Source organism: Acinetobacter sp. 24-47-67 (assembly GCF_056779735.1).
On sequence record NZ_JBWYIK010000006.1, the window covers coordinates 48015 to 68180 of the forward strand.

Sequence of the window (20166 nt, forward strand, 5' to 3'; positions counted from 1 at the left end):
AATTTATGGTGTGATGACGCGATCGAAAAATGATCTAGGGAAAAGAATTAAATCAATCGTAATTCAGAACACTTAACATAAGAAGAGGCGTAACCAATGAATGATGAATATAACGGCTTCACTCGAAATGGGGGCTTTGATGCAATGTATTATTGGGAGCAATTCCAACCAATTATTGCTGCAGTGGCCATTTTACTCATAGGATGGATCATCGCTTTAATCGTTGCCGCAGGGGTTAAGAAGGTACTTGCAAAATTAAATACCAATCAAAAATTGAGTAGCGCGACAGGACATCGCTCAAATATAGAAAATATCATCTCCAGAGTCGTTTTCTGGCTGATCCTCATTATTGCTGTTATCGGTTCACTCAACGTTTTAAACCTGACCAGTGTGAGTGGTCCGTTTAGTAATATGGTTCAACAATTCTTACTATTTATCCCACAATTATTGGCTGCGGTAGCAGTTGGTTTTATTGGATGGATCGTAGCAAATTTAGTCAAAGTTGGATTAACTCGACTACTCAGTCGTACACAATTGGATGAAAAGCTCAGTCAAGACGTTGGTGTGAGCTCATTTAGTCAAAATATCAGTGAAATTGTTTACTGGCTCATTTTATTGCTGTTCTTACCGATCGTGCTGTCTATTTTGGGCTTAAATGGTTTGTTATATCCAGTTCAGAATATGGTGACTGAAGCCGTTGCATACTTGCCGAATATCTTTATGGCAGGTGTGATTTTATTTGTTGGTTACATTTTGGCAAAAATTGTACGCGGTATTGTCGAAGGGCTACTTTCAAGTTTGAATGTCCAACAGCAAGCTGAAAAAGTCGGAGTTTTTAAAAATTCTAATCTGCCTAAGCTATTAGGATCATTTGTATTTGCCTTAGTCATCATTACTTCACTGATTATTGCGTTTGAGGCTTTGGGTGTAGACGCGATTTCACAACCAGCAACGGCTATGTTGTATGAAATCATGAATGCAATTCCACATATCATCGCAGCAGGTTTAATCCTGATCATTGCTTATGTGGTCTCACGTTTCGTATCTAATCTTGTGGTTGAAGTGATCGCTGGGACAGGTGTTGATAACATTCCTCAAAAGCTCGATATGCAACGATTTTTGGGTCAAACCAAAATATCAAAAGTTGTCGGTCATTTGATTGTATTCTTCACCATGCTCTTTGCGGTGTCTGAAGCTGCGAATCGTTTGGGCTTCGATCAAATTAGTGATTTGATTGCGATGTTCATTTATTTCGGAGCGAATGTACTTTTAGGTGCAGTTATCCTCGTCATTGGTTTCTGGTTAGCAAATCTTGTTGCCAATGTGGTGAAGCGTGGTGAGACCAATAGCGCACATTGGTTAGCGAATCTTGTCCGAGTACTGATCATTGGTTTAGTCGTGGCAATGGGCTTGCGTGCAATGGGAATCGCTGACTCAATCGTAAACTTAGCCTTTGGATTAACACTTGGAGCGGTTGCTGTCGCTTTTGCGCTTGCTTTTGGTCTAGGTGGTCGCCAACCTGCAGAGCGATTGTTGACTGACTTAATCGATAAAGCGAAATCTGACGCGAATAAGCCAAGACCAAATCAGCCTGAACAAGTCACTCCACCACTTACTGAGCAAATGGATGCTTCAACTGTTGCGGAAGAATATCAAGACGAAGACATTCCACCCACGCAAATTGATGTAGAGGCACCAACTCAACCATTGAATAATCCTTATGGATCTACAGGAGAGTCGGATCAAAATACACCATCAAAAAATGACCCTGAATAACATGTAAATTTGTGTCGGGATCAGTCAGCATGGTTTGGCTGATCCTCATGAAAAAGAGTAAAAGTTATGAGTAAGAAATTTAATAAATTATTCGCCCCAATAGTGATTGCGGGTATCACCGTGGGTTTTTTAGCAAGCGCTTACCGCTTTATTTTTGCAAATTCAAAAGCTACTGAAAACAACAGACTCAATACACCATCTATTGATGATGCAGTAACAGATCCAACCACACAAATGATTGATTCAACTGATACCAACGCCCAAAGACCCTCATAAATTACTTCCTTTAGAAAAGATAAATCAATAATGAAGCATTCGATTGATCAATAGGGACGATATTCAAAGAGGGCAAAGGATGCCCCCTTTAATGAAAAAATGAACAATACTCGTTGTTAATTAGACATACTCAGATGCGGCATGTGCAGATGACCAAGCCCATTGAAAGTTAAATCCACCTAAATGACCAGTTACATCGAGTATTTCACCGACGAAGAAAAGTCCTTTTTGCTTTTTACTTTCCATTGTTTTTGAGGAAACTTCAGTGGTATCAACTCCACCTAAAGTCACCTCAGCCGTACGGTATCCTTCAGTCCCAGAAGGTTTAACTTCAAATGCATGAAGGCGCTGGGCAATCGTCTCTAACTTCTCATCACTGATATTACCGATTGATATTTCAGCTTGATCCATCCAAATCAACTGTTGCAATTCAACTACGACACTCTTGGGTAAGTGTTCAGCGAGTAAGGTGCGGAGTAACACTTTAGGTTGATTTTGTTTTCTAGTTTTAAAAAAATCCAAGAGATCAAGACTCGGTAAAAAGTCGACTTTAAAACTTTGACCCACATCCCAATAGTTTGAGAGCTGTAAAGAACTTGGACCACTTAAACCACGGTGCGTAAACAAGAGTGCTTCAGTAAAGCTATTGAGATGATTGCTTAATGTCGCTTCAACAGCATTGCCACTGAGTCGTGTCGTCACTTCTTTGAAACCATCAGAAAAAGTAAAGGGGACTAGACCTGCACGAGTCGGATAAACATAGTGTCCAAATTGTTTAGCAATCTCATAGCCAATGCCTGAGCCTCCAAGCGTTGGAATTGAGAGACCACCAGATGCGACCACGACAGATTCAACTTCAAAAAAACCTAAATTGGTTGCCACCTGAAAATCGTGTTCCTCCAGGGCGTTAACGGCTTTCACCTCGCAACTGGTTTTGATGTCGACTAGACCAGTTTTATCACACTCAACAAGTAACATGGCTAAGATTTCTTTCGCGCCGTTGAGGGTAAAGAGCTGACCGTGTTTACGTTCTTCGTATTCAATGCCATATTCGCAGACCAAGCCAATGAAATCCCAATTGGTATAACGAGTGAGTGCTGAGATAACAAAATGCGGGTTATGTGAAATATAGTTATCAGGCTCAACATACAGATTGGTAAAGTTACATTTACCGCCACCTGACATGAGAATTTTTTTCCCCACTTTATTGGCTTTTTCAACCACCACGACACGACGCCCACGTTGAGCAGCCATATATGCGGTCATTAAACCAGATGCACCCGCACCTATTACTAAAACATCGTATTGCTTGGAAGACATGAAAATAATCAAAAAACGAAACAGCGCAATTATAACGGTAAATTAAGATGAACTGAGCATTATCGGATTAATTCAAGCCAACAGAAGCAGAATGAAGATCAACTAAATCGTTCGACCTTGAAGCCCGCCTGAATGAATGACTAAAACTTTAGCGCCATTTGGGAAATAGTTTTGTCCTATAAGATCATGAAGACCAAACATCATTTTTCCCGTATACACCTGTTCAAGTGGAATAAGGAATTCATGCTCAAACTTTTCAATAAATTGAATTAGTTCAGGTCGGGTTTTGGCATAGCCTCCGAAGCAATAATCATCCGTGATATGCCAGTTGTTTTTACCCGTCAGTAGTTTTACTTCATCATTCAGAAAATCTCCTTTTAACGCAGAAAATCCAATAATTCTTTGATGGTTTAAACTGCGCTCAATCAATCCTGAAATCGTACCGCCTGTTCCGACAGCACAACAAATGAAGTCAAAGGTCTGATCAGCATCTTTTAAAATTTCTTGAGTGCCCTGAATGGCAAGCGAGTTGGTGCCACCTTCTGGAATTAAATAACTTTCAGGAAAGCGTTGCGCTAAGTGAGCTAAAAACTCAGGATCATTTTTGTATCGATATGCTTCTCGTGAGATAAAATGCAGCGCCATACCAAAACGTTCTGCGGTGGCGAGGGTGTGATTGCGGGCTGAGTTTTTGAGTTCTTCACCACGAATGATCCCAATAGACTGAAAGCCAAATTGATGCGCAGCAAACGCTGTGGCGGCAATATGATTTGAATACGCCCCTCCAAAGGTCATTACTTTTTGAAAGCCTTGACGTTTTGCCTCAATAAAATTGTATTTCAGTTTATAAAACTTATTTCCAGAGATATGTGGATGAATTTGGTCTAAACGGCGAACGGTGATGTTTAAACCATTTAAAGAAATTTCCTGATCTTGAACCTGTTGGGCAATCGTATCAAACATAGTGCGAGCATTTGGTTTTTTAAGAGTATAGCGGATTTCGAATCTTAGCTCTTACTCGGAGAAATTAAAAAACAGTGAAAAAATATGTTTAAAAAATAATCAAAAGTGCTAATCTGAAAGAAAACGGAATTTTGGGAGGGTGGCATGAAGCAATCTCTATCCATTTTAGTATTGGGTTTGTTTATTTTAACGGCCTTAGGCTGTGAGCAGGATTTTCTAAATAAACCCAAAACAGAAGCTCGAAGTATGGTTATTGCTGGCGTACCTGTACAGGAAAGGGACTATCGTCTGTCTCCACATGAAACTGCATATAATGAAGCACTGTCAGATGATGATTAGCATGACTTGGCTATTTTTATAAAATCAATTGTATTTAATTTATACAGTAAATTAATTCGCTAAAAATAATGAAATAAATAGTGAATAATTTTAATATTTAAAAAAATCACTCAAATAATTAGGGAAATATTCATAAGGCTTCCAAGTAGAATAACGCGATAAATCAATCATCTACTATGGAATTAATGTGGAATCAATTTGGATTTTAGGTTCGATTGCAGCAGCACTTTTACTGGGCGCAATGAGTCCGGGGCCGACTTCAATCTATGTCGCTAAAAATTCAATCGCTATTTCGCGTAAACATGGTTTATTTACTGCACTGGGAACTGGTCTCGGTGCTGCAATTTTTGGTTTATTGGCAGTATTAGGTTTACAGGCATTCTTACTTGCAGTGCCTTCAGCATATTTGGCTTTGAAAATCTGCGGTGGATTATATTTATTGTTTTTGGCTTATAAAATCATTAAACATGCCAAAGATCCAATCGAAGCTGATCATTCCGCATCGCATCCGATGAGTTTACGACGTGCATTTACCACAGGCTTAATTACTCAACTGTCGAATCCTAAAATTGCCATTGTACTTGCCAGTATTTTCACAGCTTTATTACCCAAAGAGATTCCGTTGTATTTTTACTTTGTGTTACCAATGCTGTGCTTTTTTATCGATGCTGGTTGGTGCTCGTTGGTGGCGGTTGCATTATCAGCGGAAAAACCGCGTGCGGTGTATTTAAAATTTAAGAAAGTATTTGATCGTGGTGCGGGCATTGTAATGTCTGTGCTCGGATTGAAATTGATTTTTAGTGTGAAGTAGATCGCATTTTTAATCTTGTCTAACAATTTTTATGATCTGACCTGAATTCACATTTGCCAGTCCTGATCAGCTATAAAGAACTGAGGAGAGGTTGTTTAGGGTGTAAACATCTCTCATTGTTTGTGAGTTTGTTATGTATTCTCTCCTCAGTAGTCATTCAAAAAATAAAAGTCTACAACAAAAGTTCTACTATCAATTGGGTCAAATGGCCAAAAACCTTTTGGGTGCAGTAGAGCCAGAAGAACAAGCATTTTTACCGCGTGAATATAATTTAGATGCGCATGTTTTTCATCGTCAATTCGCGAGTACGCATTATGGAATTATGATTCCAGATTTGCCTGAGCCTTTTCGGTATCTGTCCTATGCTTCTGTCATTGGTGATGTTGGTGCGAAGATAACGCATTTACCCAAGTCGATTTCTGGTCTTAGTCCTGAAAATACTGCTACTTTGGTCCATGGAACAGCCTTATCGACAGATGAAGAAGCCTTTCGCATTTATAATATTCAAGACGAAATTGTATTCCATCAAAAGCCATTTAAGGTTGAGTTTGGTCGAGAATCTTTCCTTGCTGAAATAGAAGGGAGTTATCATCTAGTATCTGAACGTGATGATCTGCAAGTTGATCTTTGGTTAACCCCAACGCCTGCCATTACGTGGTTTGCACATAGCATGTTATATCAGCACTTTAGTATATTGATGCAATATGACGGTCATCTGACCCAACATGGAAAACGTATTGAAGTTAAAGGGTTATGTACACTGGAACATTGGAAAGCAGTCTCAAGCTCAATGTTGCCGACTCCCATTAAACCGACCACAGGATTGGTGCCTTTAGACAGTTTTAGTTATCAAGTCATCAACATAGATGATGAGTCACAATTGGTCTTGGCCTATATCGGTTTCGCAGGTGAACCGACTTATACCGCCGTGTCTTATCGCCATATTGATGGTACTTCTATTCAATATGATGGTGAGGTTGCTTTTCAAGTGATTGCATTAAAGCCTGATCCGAAAATAACACCTGACGGTTTTGAAATGGAGGTGCCTCAGTCTTTTAGATGGATTGCACATCATCAAGGTGAGAAAGTGTTAGATATTCTTGCGGTGGCAGATACGGAATATTGTTATGGTTTAGCCGCAGGTTATGTGAGTTCTTATCAGTGGAGTGGTTTGCTGAATGGAACTGAACGTAAGGGGCGAGGTTATGTTGAATATATCGACCGAAGACAGAACGTAAATTTAGACACCTAATTTTTGATTTAAATACGCCCATAAAAAAGCCTCTAAACGTATTAGAGGCTTTTTTAAAATCTTATTTCTTACATTCAGGCTGTGAACGGTCAATTACTTGTGTACCTTCTACACGATAACCAATTTGACCAACAATGAATGCTTGATTCAATTGAGTGATCACCACATCAGAAAGAGCCACAGCGCAACGGTTTTTTTCAATAGCACGATCTACAGCAGTTTTAAAGTTTGGAACCCCTAAAGGGAACAAGACAACTGGGACCTTATCTTCACCTGTTACACGTTCACCTTTCACAAACTGATTTGAGTTGAGATTGTAGTTTTTAGTTGAAGCAACTGTCATATCAGCCATACGAACTGAACAGCCTGTCGCCAATACTGAAGTTGCTGCGATAATTGAAATTAATAATTTTTTCATTAGTTTACCCCCGTTTTTAAGCGAGGGAACTTTAAATAAAAATAATTGAAATTTCAACCATTACGTGACTTTAGTTTAATCTTTAAAGTGAACTGGCACCCACTGATAGCTTTGTCCATCTTTGGAATAAATGTGCCCAAGCCCTGGGAATGGTAAATGCGGTGCTGCAATCAACTGACCATCTTTGGCATATTCAGCAAAATGTTTTAAACGTGTTTGAATTGCTGTTTGTGGATCGATATCGAACTCAATCGCGGTTTCAGGTTTGTCGAACTGCAAGGTATGTGAATGTACGATGTCACCAATAAACACCACTTCTTGTTCATCAGCTTTCAGTTTAAAGCTGTAATGTCCTGGTGTATGACCAAAGGATGGTTTAAATTCGACATCGCCGAAGCGTAAAGATTTGTCTGAAAAGACTTTAATCTGTTTGGCTTTTTCATATGGCGCAAGTGCTGCTTTGATTTTTTCAACTGTTCCTAAAAAGCCTGCTTGCTTATCTTTTGGCAGTTTTTTTACGGTGTTTGGACTCAGCCAATAGTCATATTCGGTTTTTGAAATATGTAGTGTCGCATTTGGATAATTCGCTACGCCGTTGTTTGAAATACCACACACATGGTCAGGGTGTAAGTGAGTGAGGAAGATACCATTCACTTGCGTAGGCTGATAGCCCGATGCTTTGAGGTTGTTATAGATTGAACCTAAGTGTGTGCCAAAGCAGCTAGCTGCACCGCTGTCGACCATGAGTAGTTGATCGCCTGTATTGATGAGAAAGGCATTCACAGAGGTTTGGATGCCTTTGTCATTCACCGCAGCATATTTTTTTAATATGTCAGTTTTTTCACTGTCGCTTAAGCCTTTAAACATGGATGGATTTAAGTAGTTTGTACCATCGAGTAGGGCAGTGATTTGGGTGTTGCTGATTTGGTGATGGTAGTAGCCAGCGACTTGTTTTTGTTGGGCAATAGTCGGTTCAGTGGCGTAAATGGTGAGGGCTGTGGTGCTTAGAGCGAATGCAAGGAATAAGGGTTTTAACTTTTTCATAGGGATTCTTATTAACTTATAAATTTAAATTTTTAACATAAATTGACATTGGAAAGTTGGATTAAGTATAAACAGTTATTAAATAAAACATATAAGGCCTGATATATGAAAAGTTTTAAGGGAGTAGCTCAAATAACGGATGAGGGGATAAAAAAGCACTTCAAAAGTACTGAGCCTTATAAAGCAATTTTTGAATACGTATGGAATGGGTTTGATGCTAAAGCAACGAATGTAAATATTAATATAATAAGAAATGAACTAGGTGGGTTAGAGTCAATTTCCATTATGGATGATGGAGATGGGATTGATTTAGAAAACATGTGTAACAGCTTTGAAAAATTTAATGAATCGCATAAAAAATATGATGATGATTTACATGGTTCACATGGTAGAGGTCGTTTAGCATTTCATAAGTTAGCCAAAGATGCGATATGGTTTACAAAGTGGAAAGGTAAGAGTGCAAAAATTTGTATTTCTGCTGATACCATCTCTCACTATATTGGTGAGTTTATTAATCATGATAACCAGTATGAAAAATTGAAGAATATAAAGTCAGGTACATGTGTCATATTGAATCCAATATATCCAAAGACACAGTTTCCTAATGATGACATATTCATAGAAAGTTTAAAAAAAGAATTTAGTTGGTCTCTAATAATAAACTCTCATAAAAAATTGTTTTTGAATGGTATTGAAATCCCAATTTTAGAAAATACTTGTTTTAATAAATCTGTTAGGGTTGAAGGTGTTGACTTTGAGATCAAAGCTATAAGATGGCACCATAAGCTAAGTCATGAAAAATCCTGTAATTACTTACTAGACTCTAATCACAAAATTGTTTTTAGCGAACTTAGTAAAGCTAATAATAAGATTGATTTTTATACAAGTTGTTATGCTTTATCTGTATGGAATGATTCCTACGATAAAGATGAATTAGAAATGAATCCCAATTCAGAATTAAAACAAAAAATACTTAAAAAAATTACTTCTGAAATGAGTTTGTTTCTTAAAGAAATTTATGAAGATTACTTGAGAGAATATGTTGATGCAAAAATAGATAGCTATGATGAAAAAGGGTATTTCCCATCATATACTGGATATGATAACAGTTATGCGTTATGGCGAAAGAAAAATACAAAAGATGCACTTAAAAGTATATATTTAGCCGATCCACAAGTCTTTGCAAAACTTGCTATAAAACCGCTAAAAATTATTATTAGAATGTTGGATAAGCTTTTGGTATCTAAAGAGAATGATGCAATATTTGATGTTTTAGATGAAGTTTTAGATTTAAATGATACTCAAGTTGATTTATTAGCTAAACAATTAAAATCGACCACTTTAGAAAATATTATAAGTACTATTGAAACCTTACAAAAAAGAGAGTTGGCAGTAAATAAGCTTATAGAGCTAATGGATAACCATTATGAATCAGTATTAGAAACACCTGATCTACAAAAAATTATTGAAGCAAATACTTGGCTTTTTGGTGCTCAATACGAAATCTTAGGTGCAGAAGAAGATTCGTTTACCAAAATTGCTAAAAAGTTAAAAGAAGAAATCAAAGGTATAGATGATTATGATCTAGAAGATTTAGATTTAGATGATCGTAATGATTTGGTCATAGAGGGGCTTAATAGACAGGTTGATTTATTTCTAGCTAGAAAGAAAAGTACTCTAGATGCTTTGGGAAATCCAATTTATAAATGCGTTATTGTTGAGATCAAAAAGCCGAGTATCTCTTTAAATAAGAAACATTTAAATCAACTCACTGATTATGCCGAAATTATTGCTAAACATCCTAGCTTTGGTAGTGGAAAATTATTTTTTGAACTAATTTTAATAGGAAGAAAAATATCTAAGGATGATTTTTCAATTAAATCACACTTAGAGAATAACAAAAGTCAGGGTGAATTAGGTTTGGTACTCAAAACTGAGAAAATGAAATGTTATGTAAAAGATTGGTATACGATCTTCGATGAATTTAAATTGTCAAACAGCTACTTACTAGAAAATTTAAAATCTAAATATGAAGATTTATCAGCTGAATCGAAAATTTCGTTGGTTGACGATCTACAGGGTAAGCAATTAGCTAGTTAAAAATAACATATTAAAAAGCCCCTACATCGTAGAGGCTTTTTCCTACCTTAATCTAAAAATTAAGACACTTTATCACCCGGTTTCGCACCAGTTTCAGGTGAAATCACCCAAACACCATCGCCATTACCCGCAGCGAGTACCATACCGTTAGAAATACCAAAACGCATCTTACGTGGTGCAAGGTTTGCCACCATCACTACCAATTTGCCTTTAAGATCTTCAGGCTTATAGAACTCACGAATACCGCTAAATACGTTACGTGGCTCAGCTTCACCGACATTTAAAGTGAGTTGTAAAAGCTTATCAGAACCTTCAACGTGAGCCGCTTCAAGAACTTCAGCTACACGAAGGTCAACTTTCATAAAGTCTTCGATGCCAATAATTTCAGCTTCACCCACTTTAGGCTCAGATTTCTTCTCAGTAGCTTTCTTTTCTTTTTTCTTTTCCGCTTTTGGTGCTTCAGCAGGTACAGCTAAAGAATCTTTAGATGCATCGACCATAGCAGCAACCGCTTTCGGGTCTACACGTTGCATCAATGGTTGGAACAATGCAATTTCATGTGCAACCAAGATTTGCTTGCGAGATTCAAAGTTAAAGCTGTCTAATTGTAAGAACGCTTGAACTTGCTCTGCCAAAGTTGGCAATACAGGCGCAAGGTACACCGCCAATTGACGGAATAGGTTAATACCCACTGAACACACATCATGAACTTGTTGTTCTTCGCCTTCAATCTTCGCTAAAGCCCAAGGCTTTTTCTCATCGATGTATTGGTTGGCTTTATCTGCAAGCGCCATGATTTCACGAATGGCGGTTGAGAATTCACGTGATTCGTATGCTTGCGCAATTGAATCACCAGCATCAATAAAGCTTTGAACCAATTCAGGCTCTGCGCAAGTCGCAGACAATTTATTGTCAAATTTCGTGTTAATGAATTTCGCACAACGACTTGCGATGTTCACGACTTTACCCACCAAGTCAGAATTCACTTTTTGAACGAAATCATCAAGGTTTAAGTCAGAATCTTCAACTTTGTCAGAAAGTTTAGATGCGAAGTAGTAACGTAAATATTCAGGGTTTAAATGCTCTAAATACGTTTCCGCTTTAATGAACGTACCACGAGATTTAGACATCTTCTGACCATTTACAGTCAAGAAACCGTTTACGAATAGGCTTGTCGGTGTACGGTAGTTGGCACCTTCAAGCATTGCAGGCCAGAACAATGCGTGGAAATACACGATGTCTTTACCAATGAAGTGATACACCTCATTTTTAGAATCTTTTTTCCAATAGTCATCAAAGCTTAAGTCAGGACGTTTAGTTTTGATGTAATTTTCAAAGCTCGACATATAGCCGATTGGCGCATCCACCCAAACATAGAAGTATTTGTTTGGAGCATCAGGGATTTCAAAACCGAAGTAAGGAGCATCACGAGAAATATCCCAATCCGACAAACCTGCTTCAAACCATTCATCTAACTTGTTGGCAATCGATACAGGTAAACGACCTTCGTCACGTGTCCATTTTTGTAGGTATTCACCAAAGTTCGGTAGTTTAAAGAAGTAGTGATCTGAAGATTTCTCAACAGGAGTCGCACCGCTTAAAGTCGATTTTGGATTGAGTAATTCAGTTGCGTTGTAGGTTGTGCCGCAGACTTCGCATGAGTCGCCGTATTGATCTTCCGCTTTACATTTCGGGCAGGTGCCTTTAATAAAACGGTCAGACAAGAACATGCCTTTTTCAGGGTCAAACAATTGCGTTACAGGGCGCACCGCAATATTGCCTGCTTCACGGTTCTTAATATAAATCTCAGAAGCGCGAGCTTGGTTTTCAGCGCTGTTGGTTGAATCGTAATGATCGAAATCAACCTTGAAGCCGGCAAAGTCACGCTCATGTTCTTTTTGTACATTGGCAATTTGCTGTTCAGGAGTAATACCGTTGGCTTCAGCACGTAGCATAATTGCTGTGCCGTGAGCATCGTCCGCGCAGACATAAGTCACGTTATGACCCATTGCACGCATCGCACGTACCCAAATATCTGCTTGGATATAACCGAGTAAGTGACCCATATGGATCGGGCCATTGGCGTATGGAAGGGCGTTAGTGACTAAGATATTACGCACGGATCTGACTCTCTCATTCGTATTTTATGCAATGGGCGATAATTTTACATGAGATAGGCGAGACTTGCATAAGCCTTTTGATGAATTCTTATTTATTAACAAAGTTAGAGCACGTGGAAAGGCTACTTTGTTACAGACTTATCAGGGATAATAGGCATCCTGCTATTCACCTGAGTGTTTGACCATGTATGACGATTTTGATGATTATGAAGATGAGCAACCTGTAAAACGCATCAAATCGAATGTGCAGGGCTTACCAACTCTGGGTAAGCAAATTCTTAATCAGGCACAGGATTATCTTGATCAAATCTCGCAAGGTGAACATACACTTTTAGTCAATCATTTACGTGAACTTGCCCAGCAAGATGAATATTTTAATGTGCTTGCCGATCAGTTGGATCAACCTGTCGGTTCGAAAGTTGCCAATGATGCGTTAAACTTGATGCACTTTTGGCAACAAATTCATGCTTATGAAGATGTGCAAAGTTTTAACTTACTTGATGTTATTAACACTGAAGCTTTTCAAAAAGATGTGTTGACCGCTTTCGATGCTATGCAGATCGATGAGCAGAATAAAGCCTTGCGTCGTCCTGTGATTATCGAAGCTTTTAAAATGTATAAACTCGGCTGTTATGCAGGTTGTGTGCCTTTACTCTATGCACAGTTGGAAGGGCTGTTGACAGATGTACTGATTCAACAAGCATTCTTAAAACAAAACGGCACCAAGTTTGTCGATGTTTATAAAATTGTACCGGGTTTGAAAGGCAATGAAATTAAGAGCCTTTGGCATAAATCTAAGATAGCCATTGAGCTTAATCCATACTTTGCAGAACTCGCGGCTTATAAAATGGATTCAAGCTCGAATGTGACCGCGACACGTCATAATATTTTGCATGGCACGGATGTCGAGCATTTCACACAAGCACGAAGCTTTATTTTATTTATTTGGTTGTTTTCTGCATTGAACTTTATGTCGAGTATTCGCTCCTAAATTCATCATTTTAAACTCAAAAGTTACAGCGTAGTGTTGTTCTACATCATCATGTGAGAAATTGTAGTGATTCGAAACATTTACGATGAGCACTGCAAATCTTCGATATAACTTAGATTCACTATCAAAGCGATAAAGAGGATTGAAGATGTCGAATAATAAAATTGATGACTTAAAAAACAAAGCTTCAGAACTCGGCGATGATCTGAAATTGAAGGCGAAAGAAGCTGAGCTGAAAGGCGAGAAAGCATTGGATCAAGTGAAGCATGGTGCAGCAGAAGCCAAGCTTGAAGGTGAAAAAAAACTGAATGATCTTAAACATGATACGCAGCAAAATTCTTCTGAAGCGCATTCAACTTTAGATGATTTAAAACATAAAGCGGTAGATTTAAAAGAGCAAGCAGCAGATAAATTGCATGAACTGAAAGATCAAGCGAGTGAAAAATTTGCGGATCTTAAAGCAAAAGCATCAGAGAAAATTGATCAACTGAAAAAGTAAATTGATCACAAAAAAGCTCATCATCAGATGAGCTTTTTTTTAATTTTTTCTAATCCATTCGATTTTTCTAATTTCATTATTCACCACAGTAAAGGTGTAAATCAGATCATGAAATTCGTAGGTATAGCTATAAGCCGTAAAACGATTTTTTCCTTCTTTCCATTCATAATGTTGTGTTGAAGTCGGCGTCTGCTTCATGTGTGAGCTTAATTTTGCATAAGAGTCACCTAAGCTGATGATTTGTCCTGAAGGAGTACGAAAACTTCGGGATTCATTGGCGGCATAGCCTAAAATTGGTAGAAGGAGCATTGTGCTCATTAAGGCAGTTATTGAGCATGTTTTTAATTTAAGTTTCAGATTTCTTTGTTTTAAAGACATATCGAAGTGTTATCTTGGTTTTATATTCTTTTCAATTTTAATGTTAAAAAATTCGCTATTGTGTTGCTATTTGTTGAAAGCATGAATCACTTGCAACATGAATCAAGGCGTTTAACAGTGAAATCAAGTTTATAGAGTGTATCAATGACAGCATTCGCAATACGCCAATAAAAATAATAAAAAAGCTGACTAATTTAGTTGGAATTCGACTAACATATTTCTAATCAAACGGGGATCAATATATTGTTGCTTAACCTTGTTGATATTTCTCGTTAAACTATTCCTTTATCAGTTTCTGTCCAGACTTGGAGTACGGTATGTCGTGGCTTTCTTCACTCAAATCTGTTTTTTCACCCTCAAAGGAGGTGAATGAAGAGGCTGTACAACACGTATTACAACACTACGTTTTGCCGAATTCTGACAATTTTTTGAAAGATCGAATCACACAGGTCAATGTTGAAGGTGATGTACTGCAAATTACCATTAATACCGTGCCAAGTGAAAAAGATCAGTTACAGCAAATTCACGATGAACTCGCTGATGCTTTGGAAAAGTGTGGGATTAAAGAGCTGAATATGCATGTCATTCAGCAAAAAACAGGAAGTCATGCTCAACAACAAGGTGGTTGTGGGCACAACCATGCAGCAGGTGAAAGCTGTTCAAGCAAAAAAGCAGAAGCCCCAAAATCCAATCTGCCTCCTGTTGTAGATGCATCTGCAAGCCAAGATGCGGTAAAACAAGCGAATGCGAATTACCAACCTCAACAAGAAGAAGCACCGATTCAAAAAGCTGCACCACAGCAACGTGATGTACCTAAGCATCCACGTATCCAGAACGTGATTTTAGTTTCGTCAGGTAAGGGTGGTGTAGGGAAATCAACCACTACGGTAAATTTAGCTCTGGCATTACAAAAGCTCGGGCTGAAAGTAGGTGTGTTGGATGCAGATATCTATGGTCCAAGTATCCCAACGATGCTTGGCAATGCCGGTAAAACCCCAATGATCGAGGCAGAACATTTTGTACCGTTGGATGCTTTTGGTATGGCGGTGTTGTCAATTGGTCATCTGACAGGAGATCACAATACTCCTGTGGCTTGGCGTGGTCCAAAAGCAACAGGCGCATTGATGCAACTGTTCAACCAAACCCTTTGGCCTGATCTTGATGTATTAATGATCGACATGCCACCAGGAACAGGGGATATTCAATTAACTCTGGCACAACGTATTCCAGTGACCGGTGCAGTGATCGTGACGACACCACAAAATGTCGCATTGATGGATGCGACCAAAGGTATTGAATTGTTTAACCGTGTTCAAATTCCTGTGATGGGCGTGGTGGAAAATATGTCGACACATATTTGTTCAAACTGTGGCCATGAAGAGCAAATCTTTGGTACTGGAGGTGGCGATAAGTTATCGGAACAATACGATATTCCATTACTTGGACGTTTACCATTGAATGCGAAAATCCGAGAGCATGCCGATGAAGGTAAACCATCTGTATTGATTGGTGATGATGCAGCAGATAGTTATATTGAAATTGCACAGAAGATTGCAGCTGCATTGCCTAAAGCTGAAAGAGATCAAAGTCGGATTTTCTAAGTATTTGAAAAGACTCAATGTTAAACCTGTCTAAGTCTTACTTAGGCAGGTTTTTTTGTTGACCGTTCGTCGTTTTAGGATTATTTACTCTAATTTTTCTACCTAAAATATTTTGTGAAATTTCACGTTATATGGGTATAGAAATGCGTTCAATCACTGCAATGAAGATGGTTATGATTTCTCTCATTCTGTCAACGACAGCTTCTGCTGCCATTATTCCTTATGTTGATTATCCTGAAGAATTCCAAAAGAAATCTTTAAATATTCAGGTTCAAGAAGCTGAACAACAGTCAAATTAATGCTTGAACTCAGCATCACAGCGTGAATGGACTGTGATGCTGAATTTCATCGATGAAGAACGTGCTATAAGCATTTTTGCAAGAGTACATCATGTTTTTCGTTTCGATTACATCGTGTGACTTCAGAGTTATAATTTAAATGACAAACTAACCTGATGAAAAATATTACAAAAAAAAATTGTGTTTCATTCTTGAGAAATTTTCACACAAATAATATTTTGCCAATTGAAATAATCCTGATTAATCTGAGCGCATTATCAGCGAGGTCATCCTATGATTTCATGGCTCTTTATTGCGTTGGTTACCACGATTTTATTCACACCCGGACCAACCAATACTTTACTTGCATCTTCAGGCATACAGGTAGGTATTAAAAAGTCATTTCGCTTAATACCCGCGGAAGCATTAGGTTATCTTATTGCCATCACTGCATGGGGATTTTTAATTGGTCGTGTCACCACTCATTTGCCAATTTTGCCAGTGATATTAAAATTATTTAGTTCATTCTATATTATCTATCTGGCCATCAAATTATGGCGCACTGCCAACGTAGAACATCAGTTGAATCAGCCCACCATCAAAGCTTCTGAATTATTCTGTGCAACTTTACTAAATCCTAAAGCTTTGCTTTTTGCCTCGGCTATTTTCCCTGCAATTGTTTGGGTGAGTGTAGATTATTATATTGCGCACATGTTGATGTTTATTTTATTGATCCTACCCATCGCTTTTATTTGGACACTCATTGGGTCGCTGTTAGCCAATAATAAAATTAAGTGGGTAAACCAGTCCAATATGCAAAAAACAGCATCCTTAGTCCTGATGAGTTTCTCAATTCCAATGAGTTATTCTGCATTGTTAAGTCTTTAAGATGATTCACCGCAGCAGACTGAACAGGAATACAAATCGTGGGTTATTTCCATTGACGGGGTTTTCAGTTAAAGTACAGCGCAGTAATTGAATATGTATTCTGGGAATAAATAAATGGCTATTAAGTCTGATCGTTGGATTCGCGAAATGAGCGAAAAACACGGCATGATTGAACCGTATGCAGAAAACCAAGTTCGTTTAGATGAAAATGGTCAAAAACTCATTTCATATGGCGTTTCAAGCTATGGTTATGATGTTCGTTGTGCGCGTGAGTTCAAAGTGTTCACAAACGTTCACTCTGCTATTGTTGACCCAAAAAATTTCGATGATAAAAGTTTTATCGATATCGAAGCTGACGTGTGTATTATTCCACCTAACTCATTTGCGCTTGCTCGTACAGTAGAATACTTCCGTATCCCACGTAATGTCTTGACGGTGTGTTTAGGTAAATCAACCTATGCACGTTGCGGTATTATTGTAAACGTGACGCCACTTGAGCCAGAGTGGGAAGGTCATGTGACCTTGGAATTTTCAAATACAACCAATTTACCTGCACGTATTTATGCTGGTGAAGGTGTTGCTCAAATGTTGTTCTTTGAGTCTGATGAAGTGTGTGAAACATCTTATAAAGATCGTGGTGGAAAATATCAAGGTCAAACAGGTGTAACTTTACCTAAAACCTAAGTATTGAATTGTAAGACTTCATGCAAAAAGCAAACTCAATGAGTTTGCTTTTTTTATAAGTATTTGAAAAATTGAATTTATTCATTTATCGGAAAAAATGCCAACCCAATCGCAATTTTTTGCAAATTCTACTTCATTTATATACTATAAACTGTGATGTAATCTTAATATTAAAAGAGAAGCATGGAATTCTTCTCTGAACAATTAAAAATATAAATATGGTGCAAGGCATCGTATACGGGAAGGTCGAGATGGCACTTAATTATACGAACATATTTAATCAGACTTTACTTGCAAGTTTAATGACGCTTACTACGGTTTCGGTCTATGCATTGCAGCCTCTTTCGGATGAAAATTTAAGTGCGACGACTGGTGAGGGTGTCGCCATGATTCCTCAAGATGCTTATTTTGTTTTTCAAGGGGAAAATTCAACTGCGGCAGATTTAATGAATCGCCAAAAAGATACCGGATATATTCATCTCATTCCAGTGGGTCCTTTAACGGATGCGGCATTGGATACCAATAAAAATGGAACAGTAGGGTCAGAAGATCATTCCGTGGGTAAGGCTGATTTGTTCGTGTATGGTCTCGCATTATCTAAATCTGATAATAATCACAATACGCGCTTAGCTGCGACAGATAAAGATGCACGTATAGGATCATGGGGAACAGCAACCAATCCATGGCTACTTCGAGTCGGTACTGAAAATCAGGTTCCAAATTTTGATTTAAATAAAACATGTATAAGTAATGATCCTAGCTGTCAGGTTCCATTCTTGACGCTTGAAGCTCCATTAATGGACACAGTTCGTCCTACGGATGCAGCCAATGGTCTTGATGCTTACAGATTGAAGATGGCCATGTGGGCGGATGCTTTTGTTCTTGATCCATCTCGTAAAGAAGGGGATCCACTACTTTACCAATTGGGTGAAAAAGCAGGAACGAGTAATGCGGATCGTGCTAATCGACTTCGTTTACAGGCCATTTGGAATAATTTTTCCATTAATGGAAGTAATATAAAAATCTTTCAAACTTTAAATGGTGCAAGTAACCAAGCAGGCATGAGTGCATTTTATAACAACACCTTGGGTGTTGCTGGACTTGTGCGTTTGAACTCAGGTGATGGTCAAAATCTGACGACGGGGAATAAAACAGCCAATATTCTTAGACTGAGTACGCGTGAAACATCAGACACTCCTAATTTACAAACCCCTGCCATCAACAATACTCTGGCACCAGTATTTGATGCCAATGAGGGTATCTTTATTCATAATTTGAATGCTAATATCGTATTGGGTTCACTCTATCAGCCTTTGATTCTAGGCTCTGATGGTAAAAACTTTAGTTTGGAACTCACGCGTATTCCAAATAAACCTGAAATTTATAAAAAAATATACACAGATTATAGCAATCCAAACTCGACAGAATATGCGGGCTCAACCTGTAACTTTTATAAATGTGGTAACAATGGTTTGAATGGCTATCAAGGGACGAATGCAACACATAGCAGTATCACTATTGGAAGTACTTCTTATAACGCTGCGAATAATACTTTAAGTGCTTATAAAGGATCAGATGCAGTAGGTATAAGTTTTGGTGCAGTCAATCCAATTCCCCAAACGCCTAATGCCGCATTGCCAGCATCAAATTTTAAAAATATGGGTTCTGCGGTCATTGATGGTGTTCTTATTCAGCATATGAAAATCACCACAAAAGGATTATAGGAGAGCATTCATGAAAAATTCATTAGTCGCTGTCCTATTCAGTGTTATAGCATCAATGACTTATGCACTTGAGCCCATGTCAGATGAAGCTTTAAAAAATGTTGAAGGACAAGCTGGAGCTGATCTCTCATTAAAACTTTCTTTAAACCAAAAGTTAGTGACTGAGAATAATGTTCAACGTTATGTGTTTGATGATGCACTGTGTAAGGATGTGGAATATTGTCGTCTCGCGCTTGCTGTCAATAATCGCTATATCAAAGATGGTCAAGCAAGTAGTACAGATGGTTTTAAATTATGGCTTGTTTTTAAAGGGATTCAGGGCACTCTAAATATTCAAAAGATTGGCTTGGATGGTGTAGATCTCAGCTATAAAAATGATTCTGGTACTGATCAGCTTAAAGCAGCGATGCAACTGAGCTTTGATGCATCTAAGCCAATTCAAATTCGTAATTTTGGTTTTGATGCTTTGGCTTTTGGTCAGGATAAATTTACCAGCAATGCCACCACTGAGGGTGTAGGAACAAGTCCTGCTGACTATGGTTACCTGCAAGTGACACGTTATGATTCATCTAACGCTCCTCGTTCTGCATATGACCATGGGCGAGAAACTGGTTTTATGGGTTTAAAAATGAATGGTAATTTAGCTGTTCAGGGTAAAGTCATGATGTTTGGTTGTGACGGCAGTCACCAGCGTTGTTGAAATT

19 protein-coding genes and 1 pseudogene are annotated in these 20166 nt (G+C 38.2%); 14 read left to right on the forward strand and 6 right to left on the reverse strand.

Translation table 11 applies throughout. The annotated features are described in order from the left end of the window. Nucleotides 1–96 precede the first annotated feature (96 nt). Together AC1M9K_RS08910 and AC1M9K_RS08915 are read left to right on the forward strand one after the other, a co-directional pair. Nucleotides 97–1776: a mechanosensitive ion channel gene (locus AC1M9K_RS08910; RefSeq protein ID WP_481589070.1), complete on the forward strand. Its 1680-nt coding sequence runs from the start codon at nucleotides 97–99 to the stop codon at nucleotides 1774–1776. A 66-nt stretch (nucleotides 1777–1842) separates the two neighbouring features. Then, on the forward strand, nucleotides 1843–2052 hold the full coding sequence (locus AC1M9K_RS08915; RefSeq protein ID WP_481589071.1) for a hypothetical protein: 210 nt from the start codon (nucleotides 1843–1845) through the stop codon (nucleotides 2050–2052). 120 nt (nucleotides 2053–2172) lie between these two features. Here the strand turns inward: AC1M9K_RS08915 and AC1M9K_RS08920 are convergent, their stop codons facing one another. Continuing rightward, nucleotides 2173–3372 (reverse strand): BaiN/RdsA family NAD(P)/FAD-dependent oxidoreductase, encoded by a 1200-nt coding sequence (locus tag AC1M9K_RS08920; protein ID WP_481589072.1) that lies wholly within the window; start codon nucleotides 3370–3372, stop codon nucleotides 2173–2175. A gap of 102 nt (nucleotides 3373–3474) precedes the next feature. After that, nucleotides 3475–4335, reverse strand: coding sequence for a 1-aminocyclopropane-1-carboxylate deaminase/D-cysteine desulfhydrase (locus AC1M9K_RS08925; protein WP_481589073.1), 861 nt, complete (start codon nucleotides 4333–4335; stop codon nucleotides 3475–3477). 144 nt (nucleotides 4336–4479) lie between these two features. Here AC1M9K_RS08925 and AC1M9K_RS08930 point away from each other — a divergent pair, with 144 nt between their 5' ends. The 3 genes from AC1M9K_RS08930 (at nucleotide 4480) to AC1M9K_RS08940 (ending at nucleotide 6737) form a co-directional block, all read left to right on the forward strand. Next, nucleotides 4480–4674 carry an NF038215 family lipoprotein gene (locus tag AC1M9K_RS08930; protein WP_481589074.1) on the forward strand — a complete coding sequence of 65 codons (195 nt, stop codon included), beginning with the start codon at nucleotides 4480–4482 and terminating at the stop codon, nucleotides 4672–4674. A gap of 187 nt (nucleotides 4675–4861) precedes the next feature. Further along, nucleotides 4862–5485, forward strand: coding sequence for a LysE family translocator (locus AC1M9K_RS08935; RefSeq protein ID WP_481589075.1), 624 nt, complete (start codon nucleotides 4862–4864; stop codon nucleotides 5483–5485). Nucleotides 5486–5618: 133 nt separating this feature from the next. Next, complete coding sequence (locus AC1M9K_RS08940; RefSeq protein WP_481589076.1) at nucleotides 5619–6737, forward strand: DUF6670 family protein; 1119 nt, start codon at nucleotides 5619–5621, stop codon at nucleotides 6735–6737. Between the two features lie 61 nt (nucleotides 6738–6798). On the opposite strand, the gene AC1M9K_RS08945 is transcribed toward AC1M9K_RS08940, so the two are convergent. Beyond that, nucleotides 6799–7155 carry a hypothetical protein gene (locus AC1M9K_RS08945; protein ID WP_035267298.1) on the reverse strand — a complete coding sequence of 119 codons (357 nt, stop codon included), beginning with the start codon at nucleotides 7153–7155 and terminating at the stop codon, nucleotides 6799–6801. A gap of 75 nt (nucleotides 7156–7230) precedes the next feature. After that, nucleotides 7231–8199 (reverse strand): MBL fold metallo-hydrolase, encoded by a 969-nt coding sequence (locus AC1M9K_RS08950; protein WP_481589077.1) that lies wholly within the window; start codon nucleotides 8197–8199, stop codon nucleotides 7231–7233. A 105-nt stretch (nucleotides 8200–8304) separates the two neighbouring features. Between AC1M9K_RS08950 and AC1M9K_RS08955 the strand changes: the two genes are divergently transcribed. Continuing rightward, nucleotides 8305–10299, forward strand: coding sequence for an ATP-binding protein (locus AC1M9K_RS08955; protein ID WP_481589078.1), 1995 nt, complete (start codon nucleotides 8305–8307; stop codon nucleotides 10297–10299). 59 nt (nucleotides 10300–10358) lie between these two features. On the opposite strand, the gene metG is transcribed toward AC1M9K_RS08955, so the two are convergent. Next, nucleotides 10359–12419 (reverse strand): methionine--tRNA ligase, encoded by a 2061-nt coding sequence (gene metG, locus AC1M9K_RS08960; protein ID WP_481589079.1) that lies wholly within the window; start codon nucleotides 12417–12419, stop codon nucleotides 10359–10361. A 184-nt stretch (nucleotides 12420–12603) separates the two neighbouring features. Between metG and AC1M9K_RS08965 the strand changes: the two genes are divergently transcribed. Further along, the gene (locus AC1M9K_RS08965) at nucleotides 12604–13410 is read left to right on the forward strand and encodes a hypothetical protein (protein ID WP_481589080.1); all 807 of its coding nucleotides are present in this window, start codon (nucleotides 12604–12606) and stop codon (nucleotides 13408–13410) included. 148 nt (nucleotides 13411–13558) lie between these two features. Continuing rightward, a complete protein-coding gene (locus tag AC1M9K_RS08970) occupies nucleotides 13559–13909 on the forward strand; it encodes a hypothetical protein (RefSeq protein WP_481589081.1) in 351 nt (116 codons plus the stop codon). A gap of 39 nt (nucleotides 13910–13948) precedes the next feature. On the opposite strand, the gene AC1M9K_RS08975 is transcribed toward AC1M9K_RS08970, so the two are convergent. Further along, on the reverse strand, nucleotides 13949–14218 hold the full coding sequence (locus AC1M9K_RS08975) for a hypothetical protein (RefSeq protein WP_051586621.1): 270 nt from the start codon (nucleotides 14216–14218) through the stop codon (nucleotides 13949–13951). Between the two features lie 386 nt (nucleotides 14219–14604). Here AC1M9K_RS08975 and apbC point away from each other — a divergent pair, with 386 nt between their 5' ends. From apbC to AC1M9K_RS09005, 6 genes and pseudogenes are all read left to right on the forward strand, one after another. Beyond that, a complete protein-coding gene (gene apbC, locus AC1M9K_RS08980) occupies nucleotides 14605–15888 on the forward strand; it encodes an iron-sulfur cluster carrier protein ApbC (RefSeq protein WP_481587283.1) in 1284 nt (427 codons plus the stop codon). Between the two features lie 143 nt (nucleotides 15889–16031). Next, nucleotides 16032–16187, forward strand: coding sequence for a hypothetical protein (locus AC1M9K_RS08985; RefSeq protein WP_179999384.1), 156 nt, complete (start codon nucleotides 16032–16034; stop codon nucleotides 16185–16187). Nucleotides 16188–16460: 273 nt separating this feature from the next. After that, nucleotides 16461–17054: a LysE family translocator gene (locus AC1M9K_RS08990; RefSeq protein ID WP_180028060.1), complete on the forward strand. Its 594-nt coding sequence runs from the start codon at nucleotides 16461–16463 to the stop codon at nucleotides 17052–17054. Between the two features lie 114 nt (nucleotides 17055–17168). Further along, nucleotides 17169–17738 (forward strand): dCTP deaminase, encoded by a 570-nt coding sequence (gene dcd / locus AC1M9K_RS08995; protein ID WP_004694514.1) that lies wholly within the window; start codon nucleotides 17169–17171, stop codon nucleotides 17736–17738. 218 nt (nucleotides 17739–17956) lie between these two features. Beyond that, a pseudogene (locus AC1M9K_RS09000) lies at nucleotides 17957–19366 on the forward strand (hypothetical protein); the annotation flags it as partial. Between the two features lie 106 nt (nucleotides 19367–19472). Further along, nucleotides 19473–20162: a hypothetical protein gene (locus AC1M9K_RS09005; protein ID WP_179999378.1), complete on the forward strand. Its 690-nt coding sequence runs from the start codon at nucleotides 19473–19475 to the stop codon at nucleotides 20160–20162. The last annotated feature ends 4 nt before the right edge of the window (nucleotides 20163–20166 follow it).